Raw genomic sequence first — 18,551 nt, 5'->3', positions numbered from 1 at the left:
AGCGCCCTTCGACTTCGGGGGCGGCTTCTGCGTATGCATGGGCAGTTGTTCTTGTTCACTTCCAACCACTGCCGTGTCCGATTTCCCTCCGCACCCCGACGACCATCTGTTCCAGGTTCAGCACCCCGAGTGGGCCGCCCACGCCAGCATTTACGAAGTAAACGTGCGCCAATACACGCCCGAGGGCACGTTCCGGGCGTTTGCCGAGCACCTGCCGCGTTTGGCCGCCATGGGCATTGGTATTGTGTGGCTGATGCCTATTCACCCCATCGGGGAGCTGCACCGCAAGGGCACGCTGGGCAGCCAGTACGCCGTGCGCGACTATTTCGGGGTGAACCCGGAGTTCGGCACGCTGGACGATTTGCGCCACGTGGTGGAGGAAGCGCACCGCCTGGATATGCACGTGATTCTGGACTGGGTAGCCAACCACACCAGCTGGGACAACCCGCTGGTGACCGAACACCCCGCGTGGTTTACCAAAGACGAAAACGGCCAGATGGTGCCGCCCATTCCCGATTGGGAAGACGTAGTAGACCTGGACTACAACAGCCAGGAACTGCGTCGCTACATGACCGACGCCCTGCTCTACTGGGTGCGCGAGGCCGACATCGACGGCTACCGCTGCGACGTAGCCGGCCTGGTGCCCACCGACTTCTGGGATGATGCCCGTACGGAGCTGGACCAGGTGAAGCCCGTGTTTATGCTGGCCGAGTGGGATGAGCTCTACCCCTCGGGCGGGCAGACCTGGGAAAACTTCAATGGCAACACCCGCCTGCTAGAGCGCGCTTTCGACATGACGTTTGGCCTGCGCCTGCACTACTTTCTCGACCACGTGGCCGAGGGCAAGCACCCGCTCTGTGAGGTAGACGACTACCTGGCCGCCGAGCGGGCCAAGTACCCGCGCAGCGTGTACCTGATGCACTTCACCAGCAACCACGACGTGAACAGCTGGGATGGCACCGAGTACGAGCGCCTGGGTGAAAATGCCCTACCCTTCGCCGTGCTTTGCGCCCTGCTGCCAGGTATGCCGCTGGTTTACACCGGCCAGGAAGCCGCCCTGAACAAGCGCCTCGCCTTCTTCGACAAGGATACCATTGACTGGAACGACTACCCGTTGCAGGCTTTTTACACCTCGCTGCTCCAACTCAAAAAGCGCCACCCGGCCCTGCACAACGGCGTGCGCGAAAGTCGCTTCGAGCGGCTGCCGGCGCCGGACACGGCGTATGCTTTTGTGCGCCGCCACGGCAATGCGGCTGTGTTGGTGGTCGTCAACAGCGCCCCTACCCCGCTGGAATACTCACTACCCGATACTATTGCTGATGCCTGGTACGATGTATTCAGCGGCCTTACGGAGGAGCTGCTGCCGGGTGAGGCGCTGACGGTGGAAGCTCACGGCTGGCGGGTGCTGGAGTACGTAGCCTAGCAGCAAAGCCGTAGAGACCTAATACTTGCGTCTCGTCGTTGCTGATGTTGTTTGCCAGAACAATACTGACGCGACTTGTTCAACGACGAGACGCAAGTATGTGTCTCTACACCCCAAAGCTACCCACCCTATCCATGTCTGTTCCCCATCTCACCCTCGACCTCAGCGGCCTTACGACCAAGGCCGATTTGCACCTGTTCTTCAAGCGGAAACTGGCATTTGAGGACTGGTATGGCGTCAGTTGGGATGCCTTTTGGGACAGCATCGTGGCCATTGCCGATATGCCTATCGTGCTCACCTTGGAGCACTGGCAGGACTTTGCCGCGGCCTGCCCGCGGGACATGGAAATTCTGCGGCAGGTAATAGCCGATTACAACGACTACGTGCCTACCAAGCGCATCGAGCTAAGCCCGCCAACCTAAACCTATTGCCTGCCTACCTGGTACTACTACCCGGTGCCTTACTGGCGCCATCTGAACTACTCTTTCAACATTTCTCATGGAAAAACGTGAACTGGGCCGCTCCGGCCTCTATATCGCTCCGCTGGTGCTGGGCAGCAACGTATTTGGCTGGACGGCCGACGAACAGACTTCCTTCCGCGTACTCGATACGTTTGTGGGCGAGGGCGGCAACGCCATCGACACGGCCAACGTGTACTCGGCGTGGGTGCCCGGCCACCAGGGCGGCGAGTCGGAAACCATCATTGGCAAGTGGTTGCAGCAGCGCCACCGCCGCGACGACATCATCATTGCCACCAAGGTAGGGATGCAAATGGGCGACGGCTCCAAAGGCCTCAGCAAAGACTACATCAAACGCTCGGTAGAGGATTCGTTGCGCCGCCTGCAAACCGATTACATCGACCTGTACCAGTCGCACAAAGACGACGAGACGCTGCCCGTAGAGGAGCCGTTGCAGGCGTATGCTGAGCTGATTCAGGAAGGGAAAATCAGGGCCATTGGGGCCAGCAACTTCTCGGCCGAGCGCCTGCGCGCCGCCCTGCAAGCCAGCGCCGACCAGGACCTACCCCGCTACGAGTCGTTGCAACCCGAATATAACCTCTACGACCGGGACGACTTCGAGAAGCAACTGCTGCCGGTGGTGCAGGAGTTCGGTATCGGCGTGATTCCGTACTACGGCCTGGCTTCGGGTTTCCTCACGGGCAAGTACCGCTCCGAGGAGGACTTGCAGAAAAGCCAGCGCGGCGGCGGCATCGGCAAGAAATACCTCAACGACCGGGGCTTCAAGGTTTTGGCCGCTTTAGATGAGGTAGCCGACCGCCACCACGCCACCCAGGCCCAGGTGGCCCTGGCCTGGATTATGGCCCAGCCCGGCCTTACGGCCCCCATCGCCAGCGCTACCAATATGGATCAGGTGCGCGACATTATGAAAGCTACCATCCTCACGCTCAGCCCCGACGACGTAAAAACCCTGACTGACGCCAGCGCTTATTGAGGAGTTTACGTAGTAGCCCTACCCAACGGCCCGAATCCGCCCCGTGCGTGGTTCGGGCCGTTGTGGCTTGTGGCAACTTGGTAGAAATCTATGGAGAAGGTAACACCTTTCGACTGGCACCGCATCTTGCTATCTGACGACGCCCCACCAGTTTTTCTGTTGGAAATAGCGTTGCGCTGCGTCGTCACGTACTTGTTGGTGCTGGGTGCTCTGCGGGTGACGGGCAGGCGTGGTGTGCGGCAGTTATCCATCTTTGAGCTGAGTATCATCCTGGCCCTGGGCTCAGCCGGCGGCGACGCCATGTTTTACTCAGACGTACCGCTGCTGCACGTGGCGGTGGTGTTTGTGGTGGTGCCGGTGTTGTATTTGCTATTCAACCGGCTAACCGAAAAGTCGGTTAAGTTCAGCAACTGGCTGGAAGGCGCTACCATTTGCCTGATAGAAGAGGGCGTGATTGACATAGACGAGTTTCGCAAACACAACCTCACCTACAAGGAGCTGTTTGGCGAGCTGCGCCAGCGGCAGGTAGAGCACCTGGGGCAGGTACGCAAACTATACATGGAAGCCACCGGCGAAATCAGCGTCTTCTTCTACCCCGCCGACGAACCCGTACGCCCCGGCCTACCCATTTGGCCCGACGTACTGAAAACCGCCCAAACCCACGTAACCGAGCCCGGTACCTACGCCTGCACCGAATGTGGCCGCGTAGTGGAGTTACCAGCTGACACGCCCGTTTGTGAGGGCTGCCACGAGCACTGCTGGGTACCGGCCTGCAACCGCAAGCGAGAAGCGTAGGCACCAAGACACAGCGCCACTATGGCGCTGCCGCTCTACCTTGCGCTCATGAAATTGTCGACGACGCTTCCTGTGCTGGGGCTGGCTTCTTTTCCAGGAATCCCTTTGCAGCGGCCCTATTATGTGGAGCGCCTCCAGACACACGTCGCCAACTTTCCCCATATCGCCACGGCACATGCGCACGATTTCTATCTACTGCTCTACGTAACAGACGGCTACGGCACGCACACCATCGATCTGGTAACGTATGAATTGCGGCCGGGCAGTCTGTTCTTTATGGCACCCGGCCAAGTGCACCGCTGGCACTTATCGCCCGAGGCGCAGGGTATTGTTGTCTTCTTCGACGCCGATTTCTACTCGTTTCGCTATCCAGAGAAGCAGCTGTTTGACTATCCTTTTTTCACGCCGGCACAGGTCCCGGTTCTGTATCTACCATTTGGCGAAGCCGAGCTGTACCCACTGTTTGCGCGTTTGCTGACTGAAAACACCGGTCCCTACCCCAACCAGGCCGACGTGGTACGTTCCTACCTACACCTGTTGCTGGAGCTGGCTACCCGCCACTACGCCCGCCCCAGTGCCGCGCCCCCTGCCCTCACCCACAGCGAGGCACAGATTCGGAAATTTGGCCGCCTGCTAAATCAGCATTTTCGCACGCATCGCACGGTGCACGCCTATGCCCAGCTGCTGCACCTCACGGCCAACCACCTGAATGCCATCTGTCGGCAACGGCTCAATAAAACAGCCAGCTCCCTGATTCACGAGCGTGTGGTGATGGAGGCCCAACGCCTACTCACGCACTCGGCGCAGTCGGTGGCGCAGGTAGCAACGGCGCTAGGCTTTGAGGATGCTTCGTACTTCAGCCGGTATTTTCGCAAATACAGCGGCCAAACGCCCGAGGTATTTCGGCGGGGCCGTTGATTTGTCCTGTATTTGCCCGCAAGTGGTCCGTGCGCGGGTAGGGATGCGATGGTACCTTTGTGCCTGCCGTGCGGCGCTTTCTTCTCTAGTGCCAGCCACGGCTTCTACTTACGCGTAGAATGGCTATTGCGCGTCCTTTTCTTCTGCTCTATGCAACCTATCCAATCGTCTGTTCTTGCCTCGCTTGCCCAGCGCTGCCCGCGCTGCCACCAGGGCCCGCTGTTTACGCACGGCGCTTATAACCTCTCTCATTTCACCGATATGCCCGAGCACTGCCCTGTGTGCGGGCAGGCCTACGAGCCGGAAACCGGTTTTTATTGGGGAGCCATGTACATCAGCTTCGCCTTCAGCACGGGCATTATGCTGGTGGTAGGCGTGCTGCTTTACTACCTTGCCGGCGACCCCGATACGTGGGTATATGTGTCGGCGGTGGCGTTGGTGACGGTAGTGCTGGCCCCGTTGAGCCTGCGCTACTCCCGCACCTTCATGCTCTACCTGTTCGGGGGCATCAGCTACGACCCCGATTGGGCCAACCATGCGCCAGTGCGGCGGCGTGGGTAGTATGTTAGCTGTTAGCTGTTAGCTGTTAGCTGTTAGCTGTTAGCTGTTAGCTGTTAGCTGTTAGCTGTTAGCTGAATGAACGAGAGCTGTTAGCTAACAGCTAACAGCCTAAAAAAACACCTCTATGCTTGCGCTACAACGCGTCCATCACATCGCCATTATCTGTACCGATTATCCGGCTTCCAAGCACTTTTATACGCACGTGCTGGGCTTGCAGGTAGAGCGCGAAGTGTATCGCGAAGCGCGCGACTCCTGGAAGCTGGACTTGCTGCTGGATGGGCAGTACATCATCGAGCTATTTTCGTTTCCTACCCCACCAGCCCGCCCCAGCCGGCCCGAGGCCGCGGGTTTGCGCCACCTGGCGTTTGCCGTAGCCGATCTGGACGCGGCCGTAGCGCACCTGGCGCAGCATAAGGTTCAGACCGAGCCCATCCGGGTAGACGAGTTCACCGGGCGGCGCTTCACGTTCTTCGCCGACCCCGACGGCCTACCCTTGGAGCTGTACGAGGAATAGGGATGCATAAAAAACGATTGTCATCCTGAGCACTGCTCAGGATGACAATCGTTTTTTATGCATCCCTATTCTACTACCAGTTTCTGCACTACACTACGACTTGGCAGTTCGACTTCAAGCAGGTATACACCCTTGGCAAGCGAGTGTTGCACCGTGAGTTCCGTCGCGTTTTTGGCTGGATGCAGCACGAGTACTTCCCTACCCGTGAGGTCGCGCACGACGAGGCGGGTAGGCTGCTGCCGGGCATCTTCGAAGCGCACCCGGAAGCTGCCGTGGCTGGGATTAGGATATACCGACAAGATAGCCGCGGCCTGCGCGGTTTTGTTGCTGAGCGTTGACTGGTATTTGAATTCCAGCCAGTTCAGGTTGAAAGAACCCGTCTGCATCAGCACGCGCAGCACATGGCGACCAGCCGTGAGTGGCACCAGGGTAGGCGCCGTGAAAGTACGCCAGGTTTGCCAGCCTCCCGTCACGGCGAAGGTAGCCGCGTGCAGATCCTGGGCCGTGCCGCTGTCCAGGAGCTGGAGCTTCACCGCCCCCGCCGTCGACTCGCTGGCCACGCGGTAGTCTACCTGGTACATGCCCGGCTGATTCACGCGCACCACGTAGTCGAGGTAGTCGCCGGGGTCGGCGTGGCCCACATTGAGGCCGCCATCGGTGTCGGAGCTATTTTCGGTTTCGAGGCCGCTGTTGACGCTGAAGTTGGCCGCCTTGATTTTACCCGGAATCAGATTAGTAATGACCTCTACCTTGTTGAGAACGAACTGCGCATCAAAAGCTTGCAGCGCCTCGCCGGTGGTGGCTTTCACGTCGCCGGTCCCGTCGTAGCTCACCTTCACCACGGTGGTAGGCGTCGCGGTTTGTGGCAGCGTGAGCACCAACTGCTGGTTGGCGTTCAGCGAAGCCGCGCCCACGGTGGCGGCCGTACCGTTCAGCAGCAAGCTGAAGCCTTTGCTGCTGACGGTGGCAGGCACCACGGGCTTGTTCAGCGTCAGCAGCACGGCGGTGCCTTCCTCGTTGGTTTGCCCCGATACCAGGCGCAACGGCGTACCAGCGGGCACGCCCGTGAGGCGAAACTGCATCCAGTTCAGGTTGAACTCGCCCGATACCACGTCGATGCGCAGCTGCTGGTCGCCGGCGGTCAGGTTGAAGGCTTTGCCGGTGACAGTCTGCCAGGTTTGCCAGCCGTTGGTGCGGGCCACGGTCAGGGTTTCCAACAGGGTAGTCTGCCCGTTCACCACGCTCGACACGTTGATGACGTTGGGGCCGGCATTGTCGCTGGCCACGCGGTAGTCTACCTGGTAAGTGCCGGTTTCCTTCACCGTCACGTTGTAGCCAAAATAGTCGCCGGGGTTGAGGTAGCCCACCTGCGAGCCGCCGCCCACGTCGGCCGCACCACCAATGCTCACGCCCTCGTTCAAATCCAGATTTTCCGCCTCCAAACGACCAGGAATGATTTTTTGGGTAGCCGGATTCACCAAATCCACCGTCACCGCTTGGTCTGTGAAGGCAGCCAGCGCCACGCTTGCGTCGTTGGTAACGGTGGTGCCCGCGTAGCTCACCGTCACCACATCGCCGTAGGTGACGGGCCGGGCCAGCGTAAGCGTCAGCCGTTGCAGACTACCCGCTGTCTGCGTCGCCGCGCTGATGGTTGCAGCCGTACCGTTCACCTTCACCGAGAAGCCCGTAGGTGCCGACACGGCGGCCAGCGCCTGGTTGAACGTCAGCACGATATTCTTGCCTACCTCAGTGGTTTTGGCCTCCACCAGTTGCGGCGCCGCAGTAGCCGCGTGCGGCGCACTGAACTGCAAGTAGTTGAGGTTGAAACCGCCGTTTACCACGTATAGGCGCAGCCGGTTGGTACCAGCCGTCAGGTACAGGTCTTTGACTTCGGCCGAGGTCCATTTCGACCAGTCGCCGGAGCTGGGCAGCGTCACGGTCTTCGTGAGCGGCACGCCGTTGCTGGTCAGCCGAATCTGACCACCACCGCCTGCCGAGGCAATACGCACCTGCACGTCGTAGAGGCCGGTAGCGGGCACCTGCACGGTGTATTGCAGCCACTCGCCGGTCGAAATCCAGCCCACGCTGTAGCCGTTGGTCACGGCGTCGGAGTTGCCTTCTATGTCTACACCGTCGTTGCGGTAGCTCCAGCCCTGGTTCCAGGCCTGGTACGTGTTGGTATTGGTGTGATAGGTGGCCGTATCGAGGTCGTAGTACGCGGCGCCGTTGCGGCCCAGGTCGTAGTCGACAGCAAACAGCGGCGTGTTGGTGTTCAGCGTGTAGGGCTTGAAGGCCTTGGTGGCCGCAGGCGTCTGCGCCTGCCGGAACATCGCGTCGATGTAGTCGGGATGGTAGAAGCAGTTTTCTAGCTTGTAGTTATCGGCTAGGGCCAGCAACGCGGCCGATGCCTCGGCGGCTGAGGGCTGGGCGCCGGTGCCTTTCCAGTAATCGAGCAGGCGCTGGTAGCTGGCGGGCTTGCGCACCTCCAGCGGCGTGTTCAGCCCTACCTTCTTATACGTCCACCACGACCAGCCAATGTGGTTGTCTTCCAGCAGCTTAATGGCGGCGCGGTGCCAGGGGTTGGAGTTCTCACCCGACTCGCCCATCCACAGCGGCACATTGTAGCGGCTGCTCAGGTCCAGCATCCCCTGGATAGAGGCCTTGTCGTTGTAGTTCCAGTATTTGTGGAAGCTCAGCACCACGTTGTTGTCGCTCATGGGCCACAGGCCGTTGTGGTTGTTGGCGAAGCAGTTGCCTTCGATGTAGATGATGTGCTGCTTGTCTACCTCCCGAATGGCCGTGGTGATATCGGTGAGCAGGGCTTTGAGCGGGGCGTTGGTCTGCTCGTCGCACCCTTGGGCGCCGGCGCCGGCCGTGAAGTTCCAGTTGGTTTCGTTGATGAGGTCGTAGCCGCCAATCCAGGGCTCGTTGGCGTAGTGCTCGGCAATGCGTCGCCACAGGGCCACCGTTTTCTGGCGGTTGGCTTCGCTTTCCCACAAAGCAGGTTTGCTGGGGTCGTAGTCTGAAATGGCCGCGTCCTTGCCCTGACCGCCGGGCGTAGCGTGCAGGTCCAGAATCAGATACACGCGGTTGGCCTTGCACCACTCTAGCAGGCGGTCTGTCAGCTCGAAACCTTTGGGGCGCCAGGTATTCTGACCCGCTACTGGCTCCTCCTCAATAGGCGCCGTGAACAGGTTGTAGTGTAGCGGTAGTCGGATAGAGTTGAAGCCCCAGTGTGCCAGCGAGTCCACATCACGCTTGGTGATGTAGTTTTCCAGCCAGGCATCGTAGAAAGCCTGGGTTTGCGCATCGCCTATCAACGCCTTGATCTTCGCCCGAATCTGGTGCTGTGGGTTGGCAAAGCTTTCCGTTTGCAGCATATAGCCTTCTTGCAGCATCCAGCCGCCCAGGCCCATGCCGCGCAGCAGCACCTCCTGCCCTTGGTCGTTCACGATGCGCTTGCCGTCGGCATGCAGCAGTTGGGCAGGGCTACGGGTAGCGCCCAGCAGCAAGAGCAGCAAGAGCCAGATGGCCCGCGCGGGTAGTATTTTTCTCATATGGATAGTGGGTTTTGGTGAAGGTAGAAGCGGAGCGGGAAGGGCGCGCAGAAAGAGGTGGCGCAGGGTAGGCAACCGTGGAGCAGGCCCACGGTCAAGCAGGTATTTCCTTCAAGAAAAGACAAAAATCAGGTAGTTGAAAGCGCTGCTTTGCGGAAATCACCCCATCTTTCCCGGTGCGTTTTGGGTTCTTGTGGCGTAGGCGTATAGCCCTCTTACCAGGAATTCAGCCTAATTCGGCGTAATAAACGCTTCGTGTGTTTTTGTTCCGCCATTCTGCCCTACCTTGCTTTTCGTATGTCTCCTCCTCCTATTGCTACTCTCCCCTACCTCATCATCGACTTCGACAGCACCTTCACGCAAGTGGAAGGTCTGGATGAGCTAGCCGACATTGCCCTCACCGGCGACCCCAGCCGCGAAAAAGTGGTCGGCGAAATCCGCGCCCTCACCGACCAGGGCATGAATGGTAGTATCAATTTTTCGGAGTCGCTGCGGCGGCGGCTGGCCTTGCTGCCGGCCCGTCGCGAGCACCTGCCGCTGTTGGTAGAGCGTCTGAAAGGCAAAGTATCGGATAGCATCCGGCGCAACGCCGACTTTTTTCGGCAGTTTCCGGGGCGGGTGTACATTATCAGCAGCGGCTTCCGGGAGTTTATTGAACCGGTAGTAGCCGATTTTGGCATCACCGCCGACTACGTGCTGGCCAACACCTTTACTTACGATGAGGCTGGCCGCATTACCGGCTTCGACCCGGAAAACGTGCTCAGCCGCGACGGCGGCAAGATTGAGCAGCTGCGCCGCCTCGACCTGGATGGCGACGTGTACGCCCTCGGCGACGGCTACACCGACTATCAAATCCGCGAGGCCGGCCTCGCCAACCGCTTCTACGCCTTTACCGAAAATGTGTCGCGCGATGCCGTGGTGGCCCGCGCTGACGAAATCCTACCTTCTTTCGACGAGTTTTTGTACCAGAACAAACTACCCATGTCGCTTTCTTACCCCAAAAACCGCATCCGCGTCCTGCTGCTCGAAAACGTTGAGGCTTCGGCCGAAAAGCTGTTCCGCGAGGAAGGCTACCAGGTGGAAAAGATAGCCGGCGGGCTGGACGAGGACGAACTGGTGGAGCGCATTCAGGGCGTGAGCATCCTGGGTATTCGCTCCAAAACCAACGTTACGCAGCGCGTGCTAGACGCCGCCAACCGTCTCATTGCGGTGGGCGCCTTTTGCATCGGCACCAACCAGATCGACCTCACGGGCTGCATGAAAAAGGGCGTGGCCGTGTTCAACGCGCCCTTCAGCAATACCCGCTCGGTAGTGGAGCTCACGCTGGCCGAAATCATCATGCTGGCCCGCCGCATTCCGGAGAAAAACCCCAAGATGCACCAGGGCGAGTGGGATAAGTCGGCGAAGGGCGCCTTTGAAATCCGGGGTAAGAAGCTGGGTATCATTGGCTACGGTAACATTGGGGCGCAGCTTTCGGTGGTGGCTGAGGCCGTGGGCCTACAAGTGTATTACTACGATGTGGCCGAGAAGCTGCAACTCGGCAACGCCACCAAGTGCCGCACCCTCGACGAGCTGCTGCAACAGGCCGACATCGTGACCCTGCACATTGATGGCCGGCCCGAGAACAAGAACTTCATCGGCGCCGAGCACTTTGCCCAGATGAAGCCCGGCGCGCTGTTCATCAACAACGCCCGCGGCCACGTGGTAGACGTGCCCGCCCTGGCCGACGCCCTGCGCTCGGGCCACTTGGCCGGCGCCGCCATCGACGTATTCCCGCACGAGCCCAAAACCAACGACGAGTCGTTTGAGAGCGAACTGCGCGGCCTACCCAACGTGCTGCTCACACCCCACATTGGCGGTAGTACGGCCGAGGCCCAGCGCAACATTGCGCACTTCGTGCCCGAGCGCATCATGGACTACATCAACAGTGGCAACACGCAGCAGAGCGTCAATTTCCCCAACATTCAATTGCCCGACCAGCAGGCGCACCGCCTCATTCACATTCACGCCAACGTGCCCGGCGTGCTGGCCCGCATCAACAACGTGCTGGCCACCCGCCACGTGAACATCTTGGGGCAGTACCTGAAAACCAACGAGCACATCGGCTACGTGATTACCGATGTGGACAAACAATACGAACCCGAGCTGCTGGACGACCTGAAGCAGGTAGAGCACACCATTAAATTCCGGGTGCTATATTAGGCTGTCTTTCAGCCACGTGCCGCCAAAAGCGCCGCGCAAAATCTGGGGAGACGCCGCCCGGATTTTGCGCGGCGCTTGGCATTTAGGCTAGGCCTATTACTATGTAAACTACCTGTTCTTTCATTTATAGCTTTATTCTGATGAAAAAATATCTGCTTGGTTTATTGCTTGCGGCGCCGGGGTTGGCGCAGGCGCAAACACCCGTCCCGTTCACTGTGAAGGGCACTATCGGCCAGCTGAATCCACCGAATAAGGTGTACCTCATGTGCGATGGGGAGTTTATTGCTTCTGCCTCGCCCATCAACGGTGTTTTCGAAATAACGAGCACCGTCGATACCCCTCGTTGGGCGTGGCTGCTGCTGGCGCGGGACGGCAAAAGCGCGCAGTCTGTAGGAATCGAACGACTGACGTTGTTTCTGAGCAAAGGCGCCATCACGGTAAGCAGCGCTGACTCGATGCACAAAGCCACCATCAAGGGGCCAAAGCCAATGATGGAGTACCAGCAGCTGCGCGCATCTATCAAGCAGGCCTATACTGACCATCGGCGCCAACCAGCCCCGCAGACCACCGACCCGCTACGCATCAAGAAATGGCAAGCGGCGCAGGACTCCATCTTCGATAAGAAGCGCACCCAGATGCTGAAAGCTTACGCCCAGGCTAACCCTACCTCATTCGTAAGTTTAGATGCGCTTCAATTAGCTGGGGGGACATTCGTGCCTAATTACGCGGAGGTAGGGTCACTTTTCCAGGCGCTCAGCCCGGAGGTGCGCAACAGTCCCGAGGGTCGCAAATACGGCGAGCTGCTACAGGTGGTTAAGAAGGCAAGTAATCCGCCAATTAGCGCCTACCGTGTGACGGCGAAGATGCCTGGCCAGGTAGCCGGCGTGAAACCACAAGCTACTCCAGCCGTCCCAGACTCGGTGATAGAGCAAGCGGTGATACAGTACAAAGATTCTCAGTCACTTAAAGTGAAATCAACGCGCGAACAGCGGCGCCAAGCGCGCAACCAACAACTGGCCGCCTACATCAAAGACCACCCCGATTCCTACGCCAGCCTGGATGCCGTGGTCCAGATTGGCGACGCGGTGCCAAACTATGCAGAAGTAGGCCCGCTGTACGACATGCTGAGCCCCGCCATCAAGAACACGCCGGAGGGGCAAAAGTACGGTCAGCTGCTGGCCATGCGGAAAGCGGTGGCGGTAGGCGCACAGGCCCCCAGCTTCACCCAGCCAACGGCCGAGGGCAAACAAGTATCATTGGCTGACTACCGCGGCAAGTATGTGCTGGTCGACTTTTGGGCCAGTTGGTGCGGCCCCTGCCGGGCCGAAAATCCCAACATCACAAAAATTTATAATGAATTCAAACACAAGAAGTTCGATGTTTTGAGCGTTTCGCTTGACAGCGAAGAAGACCGCGAAAAATGGCTGAAAGCGGTGCAAACCGACCAGCTTCCCTGGACGCAGGTATCGGACCTGAAAGGCTGGGACAACCAAGCGGCTAAGCTTTACCACATACAAGCCATTCCGCAGAACTTTCTGGTGGACCCCAGCGGCAAGATTGTAGCCACCAACTTGCGCGGCGACGGCTTGCAGGCGGCGCTAGCCAAGTATATCAAGTAGCATACAAACGCTTTATTCTTTCACCTGCTTACTTCTATTTCCATGAAAAAGTATCTGCTTACCTTATTAGCCGCAGCGCCCTACCTAGTGCAGGCGCAAACGTCCTTTCCCTACGCCGTGAAGGGCACCGTTGGCAAGCTCAATGCGCCGGCAAAGATTTATTTGGTGCGAGGCCTTCAACTATTAGACTCCACTACCCTAAAAAATGGTGCTTTTGAGTTTAAAGGCACTACCGACCGGCCGAAGGAGGTGAATATTGTGGTGCAACGGGCTGGTAAGCTGAAAGACGGTTTCTCACTTTCCACCAACCGCACAAGGCTTTTCCTAGAGCCCGGTCCCGTAGTAGTCACTACCCCCGACTCGCTGCCGAACGCCACGATTGCGGGTACGCAACTAACGGCGGATTACAATAAAATGGAGGCTTCATTTGCGCCTATTATAGCCAAAGTAAAAACCTTCTCCGCAGAAGCACAGAAAGCCTCGCCCCAGGAACAGCAGGACCCAGCATTCCGCGAGCGTATGCAGGATAAGTTTAACATGATCAACAAAGAGTATCAGCAAGCCTATGCAGCCTTCATCAAAGCCAATCCTACCTCCTGGGTAAGCCTCGACGTGATGCAGTTTGCAGCGGGCAACGTGCCCCAATACGCAGAGCTGTCGTCGCTTTACAATGCCCTGTCGCCTATCCTCCAGAATACGCCTGAGGGCCAACGCTATAAGGACATGCTATCAGGCTTGAAAGCTATAGCCATTGGCGCACAGGCTCCTAACTTCACCCAGCAAACCCCCGATGGCAAAAAGGTAGCCTTAGCCGACTACCGCGGCAAGTATGTGTTGGTGGATTTCTGGGCCAGCTGGTGCGGCCCCTGCCGGCAGGAAAACCCCAACGTCACAAAAGTCTATCAAGCTTACAAGAGCAAGAATTTTGACGTTTTGGGGGTGTCGCTCGACTCTGAGAAAGACCGCGAAAAATGGGTGAAGGCCATCCAGGACGACCAACTGGCCTGGACACAGGTATCCGACCTGAAAGGGTGGGAAAACCAAGCCGCTCGAAACTACCAGGTCCGGGCTATTCCGCAGAACTTCCTGGTAGACCCCAGCGGCAAAATCGTAGCCGTGAACTTGCGCGGCGCAGATCTGCAAACGACCTTGGCGAAATATATTAAGTAATCCTTCTCACGTTACGAACCCCGATAGGGCCTCGAAGCCCTATCGGGGTTCTGCTAAAAGCCTGCTAAAAACTCTCCTGCTTTCACGCTTCTCTATTCTTCTACATATGAAAAAACACCTGCTCGGTTTTCTGCTGCTGGCGCCTTGGCTGGCACAGGCGCAAGCCCCTACCCCCTACACGCTGAAAGGCAAAATCGGCAAGCTCAGCGCACCGGCCAAGGTATACATGCTGCGCAATGGTAAGTTCACCGATTCTACCGCTCTCAGCAATGGGGCATTTGAGTTTAAAGGTACCGTGGAAGCGCCGCAGCAAGTGATGCTGGTACTGGTTCGCGACGGTAAGCTGAAGCAGACGCTTTCCAATTTTCAAAAAGCTGACCGCACTACCACCTTCCTGGAAAAAGGCCCCGTGATGCTCACCAGCGCCGACTCGCTGACCACTGCCAAAATCACCGGCTCCAAGCTGACGGCGGAGCACCAGAAGCTACAGGCCGCCCTGAAACCTGCCAACGATAAGATGAAGGCGCTGATGGCCGACTACCGCGCCGCCTCGCCCGAGCAGCGCAAAGATCCAGCGTTTATGAAGCAACTGGATAAGCGCGAAGAAGCCATTAGCGCCGAAAGCAAGCAGCACTACCTGGCCTTTGTGAAGGCCAATCCCGGCTCGCCTGTGAGCCTAGGCGCGGTACAGCAGATTGGTGGAGCCGTGCCCAATTATGCTGAGGTAGCACCGCTGTATGAGCTGTTGTCGCCGGCAGTGAAGAACAGCCCTGAAGGCAAGAAATACGGCGAGATGCTGCAAGCCATCAAAGCCGTTTCTATCGGTGCCATGGCGCCCAACTTCACCCAGCAAACTCCTGAGGGCAAGCAAGTATCGTTGGCTGACTACCGCGGCAAATACGTGCTAGTCGATTTCTGGGCCTCGTGGTGCGGCCCCTGCCGGCAAGAAAATCCCAACGTCACGAAAGTTTACAACGACTACAAGACCAAGAACTTCGACATTCTGGGCGTGTCGCTCGACAACGAAAAAGCCCGCGACAAATGGCTGAAAGCCATCCAGGACGACCAACTCGCCTGGACCCAGGTATCGGATCTGAAAGGCTGGCAGAACGACGTGGCCGTGCAGTATCACGTGCAGGCCATTCCGCAGAACTTCTTAGTAGACCCCACCGGAAAAATCGTAGCCACCAACCTGCGCGGCGACGAGCTGCGCGAGACCCTGGCGAAGTATATTAAGTAGCCTCTTGTTAGTATGTCATTTCGACCAGCGGGAGAAATCTCGCTTGATAGTAATCACTATCTCGCATTAGCATGCGAGATTTCTCACTGCGGTCGAAATGACACGTTACGCGAAACGCCTTTCCTTCATCGGAAAGGCGTTTTTTACTTACTCCTTACCCTACCACCGCGCCCGCACCTGCGTGAGTACACGCTCCATTTCGGCGCGCACGGCGCTGGTAGAGGCCACGTGGTTATTGTTCAAAAAGCTGAATGCTACCAGCCTACCCGACTTGGTGCGCAGGTAGCCGCAGAGGTTGTGCGTATTGCTGAGGGTGCCGGTTTTGCCCCACAGCCAGGGGCCTTTTGGGTCGCGGTACACGCGGCGCAGGGTGCCGTGGCCGCCGCCCGCCGCCAGCAGGCTCAGTAGGCGCGCTTCCGTTACCTCCTGGTGTAGCTTGAGTAGCAGGGCCGTCAGGTCGCGGGGCGTGACGAGGTTCTGGCGCGAGAGGCCCGAGCCGTCTACCCAGTGCGGGGCGTCGGGTAGGTCGCGGAGGTAGTTGGCCAGCGTGACTTTGATGGGTAGGGCCGAGTTGAGCGAATCGGGGCGAAGCTGGCCGGCGCACATCAGCAGCAACTGCTCGGCCAGGAAGTTATCTGACACCTGCAACATGCGCCGGTACAGCGAGTCGGCGGGTAGGCCGCGCAGGGTATACACGGTTTCGGCGGCGTGCGAGCGGAAGGGCACAGCCACCACGGGCCGGTGCAGGGTATCCTGCAACAGCAGCCGCGTCAGCTCCGGCCCTACCCGGAAGGGTGTTTCGTCAATCCAGTTCTTGGTCCACGGCAATACGAAAAAGCGGTTTTCCAGCACCGCCCGGCGCACGTGGTCGTCGGAGGCGGCGGGGTAATTGGCGGGCATGGGCTCTACCACCGGCGCGAAGTAGCGCGGCACCAGGCGCAGGTGCGGCGTAGGACTGGTGCGGGCGTATATGCGCAGTGTGTGCCCATACAGCGGAAATGGCCCGCGCTCCGGCTGGTAGTAATAGTTGTAGTCGTCCCAGCTCCAACTGGGTCCAAACGCCGACACGCAGGGCACGGAGGCGTAGTACAGCTTCTCGGGGCGAGTAGCCAAAAAGTCGAAGGCGCGGCGCGAGGGCACGTCGCCGTGCAGCAGGGTAGGGTCGCCGGAGCCCCAGAAAATCAGCGAGTCCTGGTGGCGCACGTAGCGCAGGCTGGGCAGGGAATCGCCCAGCAGGTGCAGGCCGGCGTAGAGCGAAAACAGCTTCATGGTGCTGGCCGGCATAAAGTAGCGGTCGGCCTGCTGCTCGTAGAGCGTTTCGCCCGTCGTCGCATCCACCAGGCTCACGCCCACATGGTGCTGCCGCAGCACCGCCGATTCGGTGAGCAGCTTGGCGAGCCACGCCGTATCGGGCGGGCGCGGGGTAGGCGGCGGGGTGGCAATAGCCGCCAAGGTAGGCAGCAACAGAAACGCCAGTAACGCGGCGCGGCGGCAAAAAGCAGTCAGCATAGACACGCAAGATGCGGAAGCTGATCAGGAGAACAAAACGGGGCGGGTGGTTTTTCAGGCGTCGAACTCTGCGCCCTCGCCCTACGCACTCGCTCGGCTGTGCCGAGTGAGATTTTCGCCTGATGGGCTGCGCCCTGAATCCGTTTGCGCCGCTTGGGTGAAATTGACCTGACGTTAGGCAGACGCGCGCAGCAAAGCTGCTGGGGCGTAGTGCTCACTCGGCAGAGCCGAGCGAGTGCGAAGAACGGCCGCGAAGCAGCGCTTCCTATGCGCACTGGCTACGCCGCTTCTACAGTATCTGGCAAAACTCCAGACGTTCACCATTAGGCCCTAGGATATTGATGTATTTGCAGCCATTTTTCCAGAAACCCAGATACACCGGCGCCTCTTCTACAATGTGAAAACCGTTTGCTTTCAGCGTAGCGAAGGTTTCGTCGATATCGTCTACATCAAACGCCACATGGTCAATTTTACCATTCGGGCGCTTGCTGATTTCCGTTAGTACGGGCTCGGGCATTTGGTACAGCTCCACGATAATCGTTCCGTGTTGCATCATCATTACCCTACCCTCGCCCCCCTCGTGCGCAAACGTGGAGGTCATCACGTTTTCGAAACCCAGACGCTGGTAGAATTTTTCCGACGATTCGATATCCGTTACTGGAATACCAACGTGTTGCAGGTGGTTTATTTTTAGGTTCATGGATTTTGAAATTCATTTTTAATTTTATTGTTTGATATGTATTATTGGCATCCAATCGAATATCATATTCTTTGACATGCCGAAGCCTTTTACATTATCTCTATTTACATTGGGAAACTTTATACTATTTACTTTTCCCGAAAGATAAGAGTTTAGTATAGCAGAATATATAATCAACTGCTTATAAATCATTTTATCACAACAAGTTGCGAAATATTTTTCTGTCTTCTCATTCCATTCTTGTGGAATTGTACAGGAGTCCTGATATTTATCTTCATAATATCGATAGGAATTTTGTGGTTGAAACAAGCTGTCATTACGTGGAATTGAAAGATTATAAAAATTTACAGGTGGATTTCTACGTATACCTTTATTAATAGCATCAAATTGACTCTTATCTATTTCTATTACCCAGTATAGCTCATTTGGATTCGGATTATCATGCCCACTAGAAAAGAAAATTTGCTCAGGTGTAATTGTCAAAATATAAGAACCGTCGTTACATATTGTATTCCAAGACAACTCTATTGTCCTGTTGTCTGGACTTACTTTTTCAAAATCCTTATCTTGAAATATAACTGCGTTTACAGTATCTAAAAATGCTGATTTGGGAATATAAAAGTAATCACCTCTATCAATAGTTTGTATAAATACTGCCTTCTTAGTATAACCGCCAACCGTTTGAGTGTCAGAAAATATCTTACTATCAACTATATGTAAAGGTTCATGTTTTGTTTTTGGGTTATCGCAAGAATATAACCCAAGCAATAACAGAATAAGGTTTATGTATCTACTCATAGTCGATTTTAAAAGATTATGATAATAGAAAGTAGTTCGACAGAGTCGATTGTGAGAGAAGTGAGTGAATTACGGCAATTTTCTCTTGTTCTA

The 18,551-nt window shown here is 57.3% G+C and carries 15 protein-coding genes; 11 read left to right on the top strand and 4 right to left on the bottom strand.

All coding sequences use genetic code 11. The features are described 5' to 3' along the window. Window positions 1–73: 73 nt before the first annotated feature. The 7 genes from H8B15_RS14770 to H8B15_RS14740 all read left to right on the top strand — a co-directional run bounded on the left by H8B15_RS14770 (window position 74) and on the right by H8B15_RS14740 (window position 5,663). Window positions 74–1,423 (top strand): alpha-amylase family glycosyl hydrolase, encoded by a 1,350-nt coding sequence (locus H8B15_RS14770; RefSeq protein ID WP_216859160.1) that lies wholly within the window; start codon window positions 74–76, stop codon window positions 1,421–1,423. Between the two features lie 134 nt (window positions 1,424–1,557). Continuing rightward, entirely contained in the window at window positions 1,558–1,845 is a 288-nt protein-coding gene (locus tag H8B15_RS14765) for a barstar family protein (RefSeq protein ID WP_187320443.1), read from the top strand. Window positions 1,846–1,921: 76 nt separating this feature from the next. Then, window positions 1,922–2,875, top strand: coding sequence for an aldo/keto reductase (locus H8B15_RS14760; RefSeq protein ID WP_187320442.1), 954 nt, complete (start codon window positions 1,922–1,924; stop codon window positions 2,873–2,875). A gap of 90 nt (window positions 2,876–2,965) precedes the next feature. Continuing rightward, a complete protein-coding gene (locus H8B15_RS14755; protein ID WP_187320441.1) occupies window positions 2,966–3,670 on the top strand; it encodes a DUF421 domain-containing protein in 705 nt (234 codons plus the stop codon). A 48-nt stretch (window positions 3,671–3,718) separates the two neighbouring features. Then, complete coding sequence (locus tag H8B15_RS14750; RefSeq protein ID WP_187320440.1) at window positions 3,719–4,588, top strand: AraC family transcriptional regulator; 870 nt, start codon at window positions 3,719–3,721, stop codon at window positions 4,586–4,588. 150 nt (window positions 4,589–4,738) lie between these two features. After that, window positions 4,739–5,149, top strand: a complete 411-nt coding sequence (locus H8B15_RS14745) for a DUF983 domain-containing protein (RefSeq protein WP_246455512.1) — start codon at window positions 4,739–4,741, stop codon at window positions 5,147–5,149. A 124-nt stretch (window positions 5,150–5,273) separates the two neighbouring features. After that, on the top strand, window positions 5,274–5,663 hold the full coding sequence (locus H8B15_RS14740) for a VOC family protein (protein WP_187320439.1): 390 nt from the start codon (window positions 5,274–5,276) through the stop codon (window positions 5,661–5,663). A gap of 65 nt (window positions 5,664–5,728) precedes the next feature. Here H8B15_RS14740 and H8B15_RS14735 read toward each other — a convergent pair whose 3' ends face one another. Continuing rightward, entirely contained in the window at window positions 5,729–9,220 is a 3,492-nt protein-coding gene (locus H8B15_RS14735) for a carbohydrate-binding protein (protein ID WP_187320438.1), read from the bottom strand. Between the two features lie 297 nt (window positions 9,221–9,517). Here H8B15_RS14735 and serA point away from each other — a divergent pair, with 297 nt between their 5' ends. The 4 genes from serA to H8B15_RS14715 all read left to right on the top strand — a co-directional run bounded on the left by serA (window position 9,518) and on the right by H8B15_RS14715 (window position 15,451). Beyond that, entirely contained in the window at window positions 9,518–11,422 is a 1,905-nt protein-coding gene (serA, locus tag H8B15_RS14730) for a phosphoglycerate dehydrogenase (RefSeq protein WP_187320437.1), read from the top strand. 140 nt (window positions 11,423–11,562) lie between these two features. Next, window positions 11,563–13,041: a TlpA disulfide reductase family protein gene (locus tag H8B15_RS14725; protein WP_187320436.1), complete on the top strand. Its 1,479-nt coding sequence runs from the start codon at window positions 11,563–11,565 to the stop codon at window positions 13,039–13,041. Between the two features lie 42 nt (window positions 13,042–13,083). After that, on the top strand, window positions 13,084–14,211 hold the full coding sequence (locus H8B15_RS14720; RefSeq protein ID WP_187320435.1) for a TlpA disulfide reductase family protein: 1,128 nt from the start codon (window positions 13,084–13,086) through the stop codon (window positions 14,209–14,211). Window positions 14,212–14,317: 106 nt separating this feature from the next. After that, window positions 14,318–15,451, top strand: a complete 1,134-nt coding sequence (locus tag H8B15_RS14715) for a TlpA disulfide reductase family protein (protein ID WP_187320434.1) — start codon at window positions 14,318–14,320, stop codon at window positions 15,449–15,451. 159 nt (window positions 15,452–15,610) lie between these two features. On the opposite strand, the gene H8B15_RS14710 is transcribed toward H8B15_RS14715, so the two are convergent. The 3 genes from H8B15_RS14710 to H8B15_RS14700 form a co-directional block, all read right to left on the bottom strand. Continuing rightward, window positions 15,611–16,960 (bottom strand): D-alanyl-D-alanine carboxypeptidase/D-alanyl-D-alanine-endopeptidase, encoded by a 1,350-nt coding sequence (locus tag H8B15_RS14710; RefSeq protein ID WP_187320433.1) that lies wholly within the window; start codon window positions 16,958–16,960, stop codon window positions 15,611–15,613. Window positions 16,961–17,249: 289 nt separating this feature from the next. Then, on the bottom strand, window positions 17,250–17,660 hold the full coding sequence (locus H8B15_RS14705; protein ID WP_187320432.1) for a VOC family protein: 411 nt from the start codon (window positions 17,658–17,660) through the stop codon (window positions 17,250–17,252). A 24-nt stretch (window positions 17,661–17,684) separates the two neighbouring features. Continuing rightward, window positions 17,685–18,458, bottom strand: coding sequence for a hypothetical protein (locus H8B15_RS14700; protein ID WP_187320431.1), 774 nt, complete (start codon window positions 18,456–18,458; stop codon window positions 17,685–17,687). Window positions 18,459–18,551 lie beyond the last annotated feature (93 nt).

Origin of the sequence: Hymenobacter citatus, assembly GCF_014333615.1 — a bacterium.
Lineage (GTDB): Bacteria > Bacteroidota > Bacteroidia > Cytophagales > Hymenobacteraceae > Hymenobacter > Hymenobacter citatus.
This window is presented reverse-complemented; position numbering and strand designations above follow the sequence as displayed.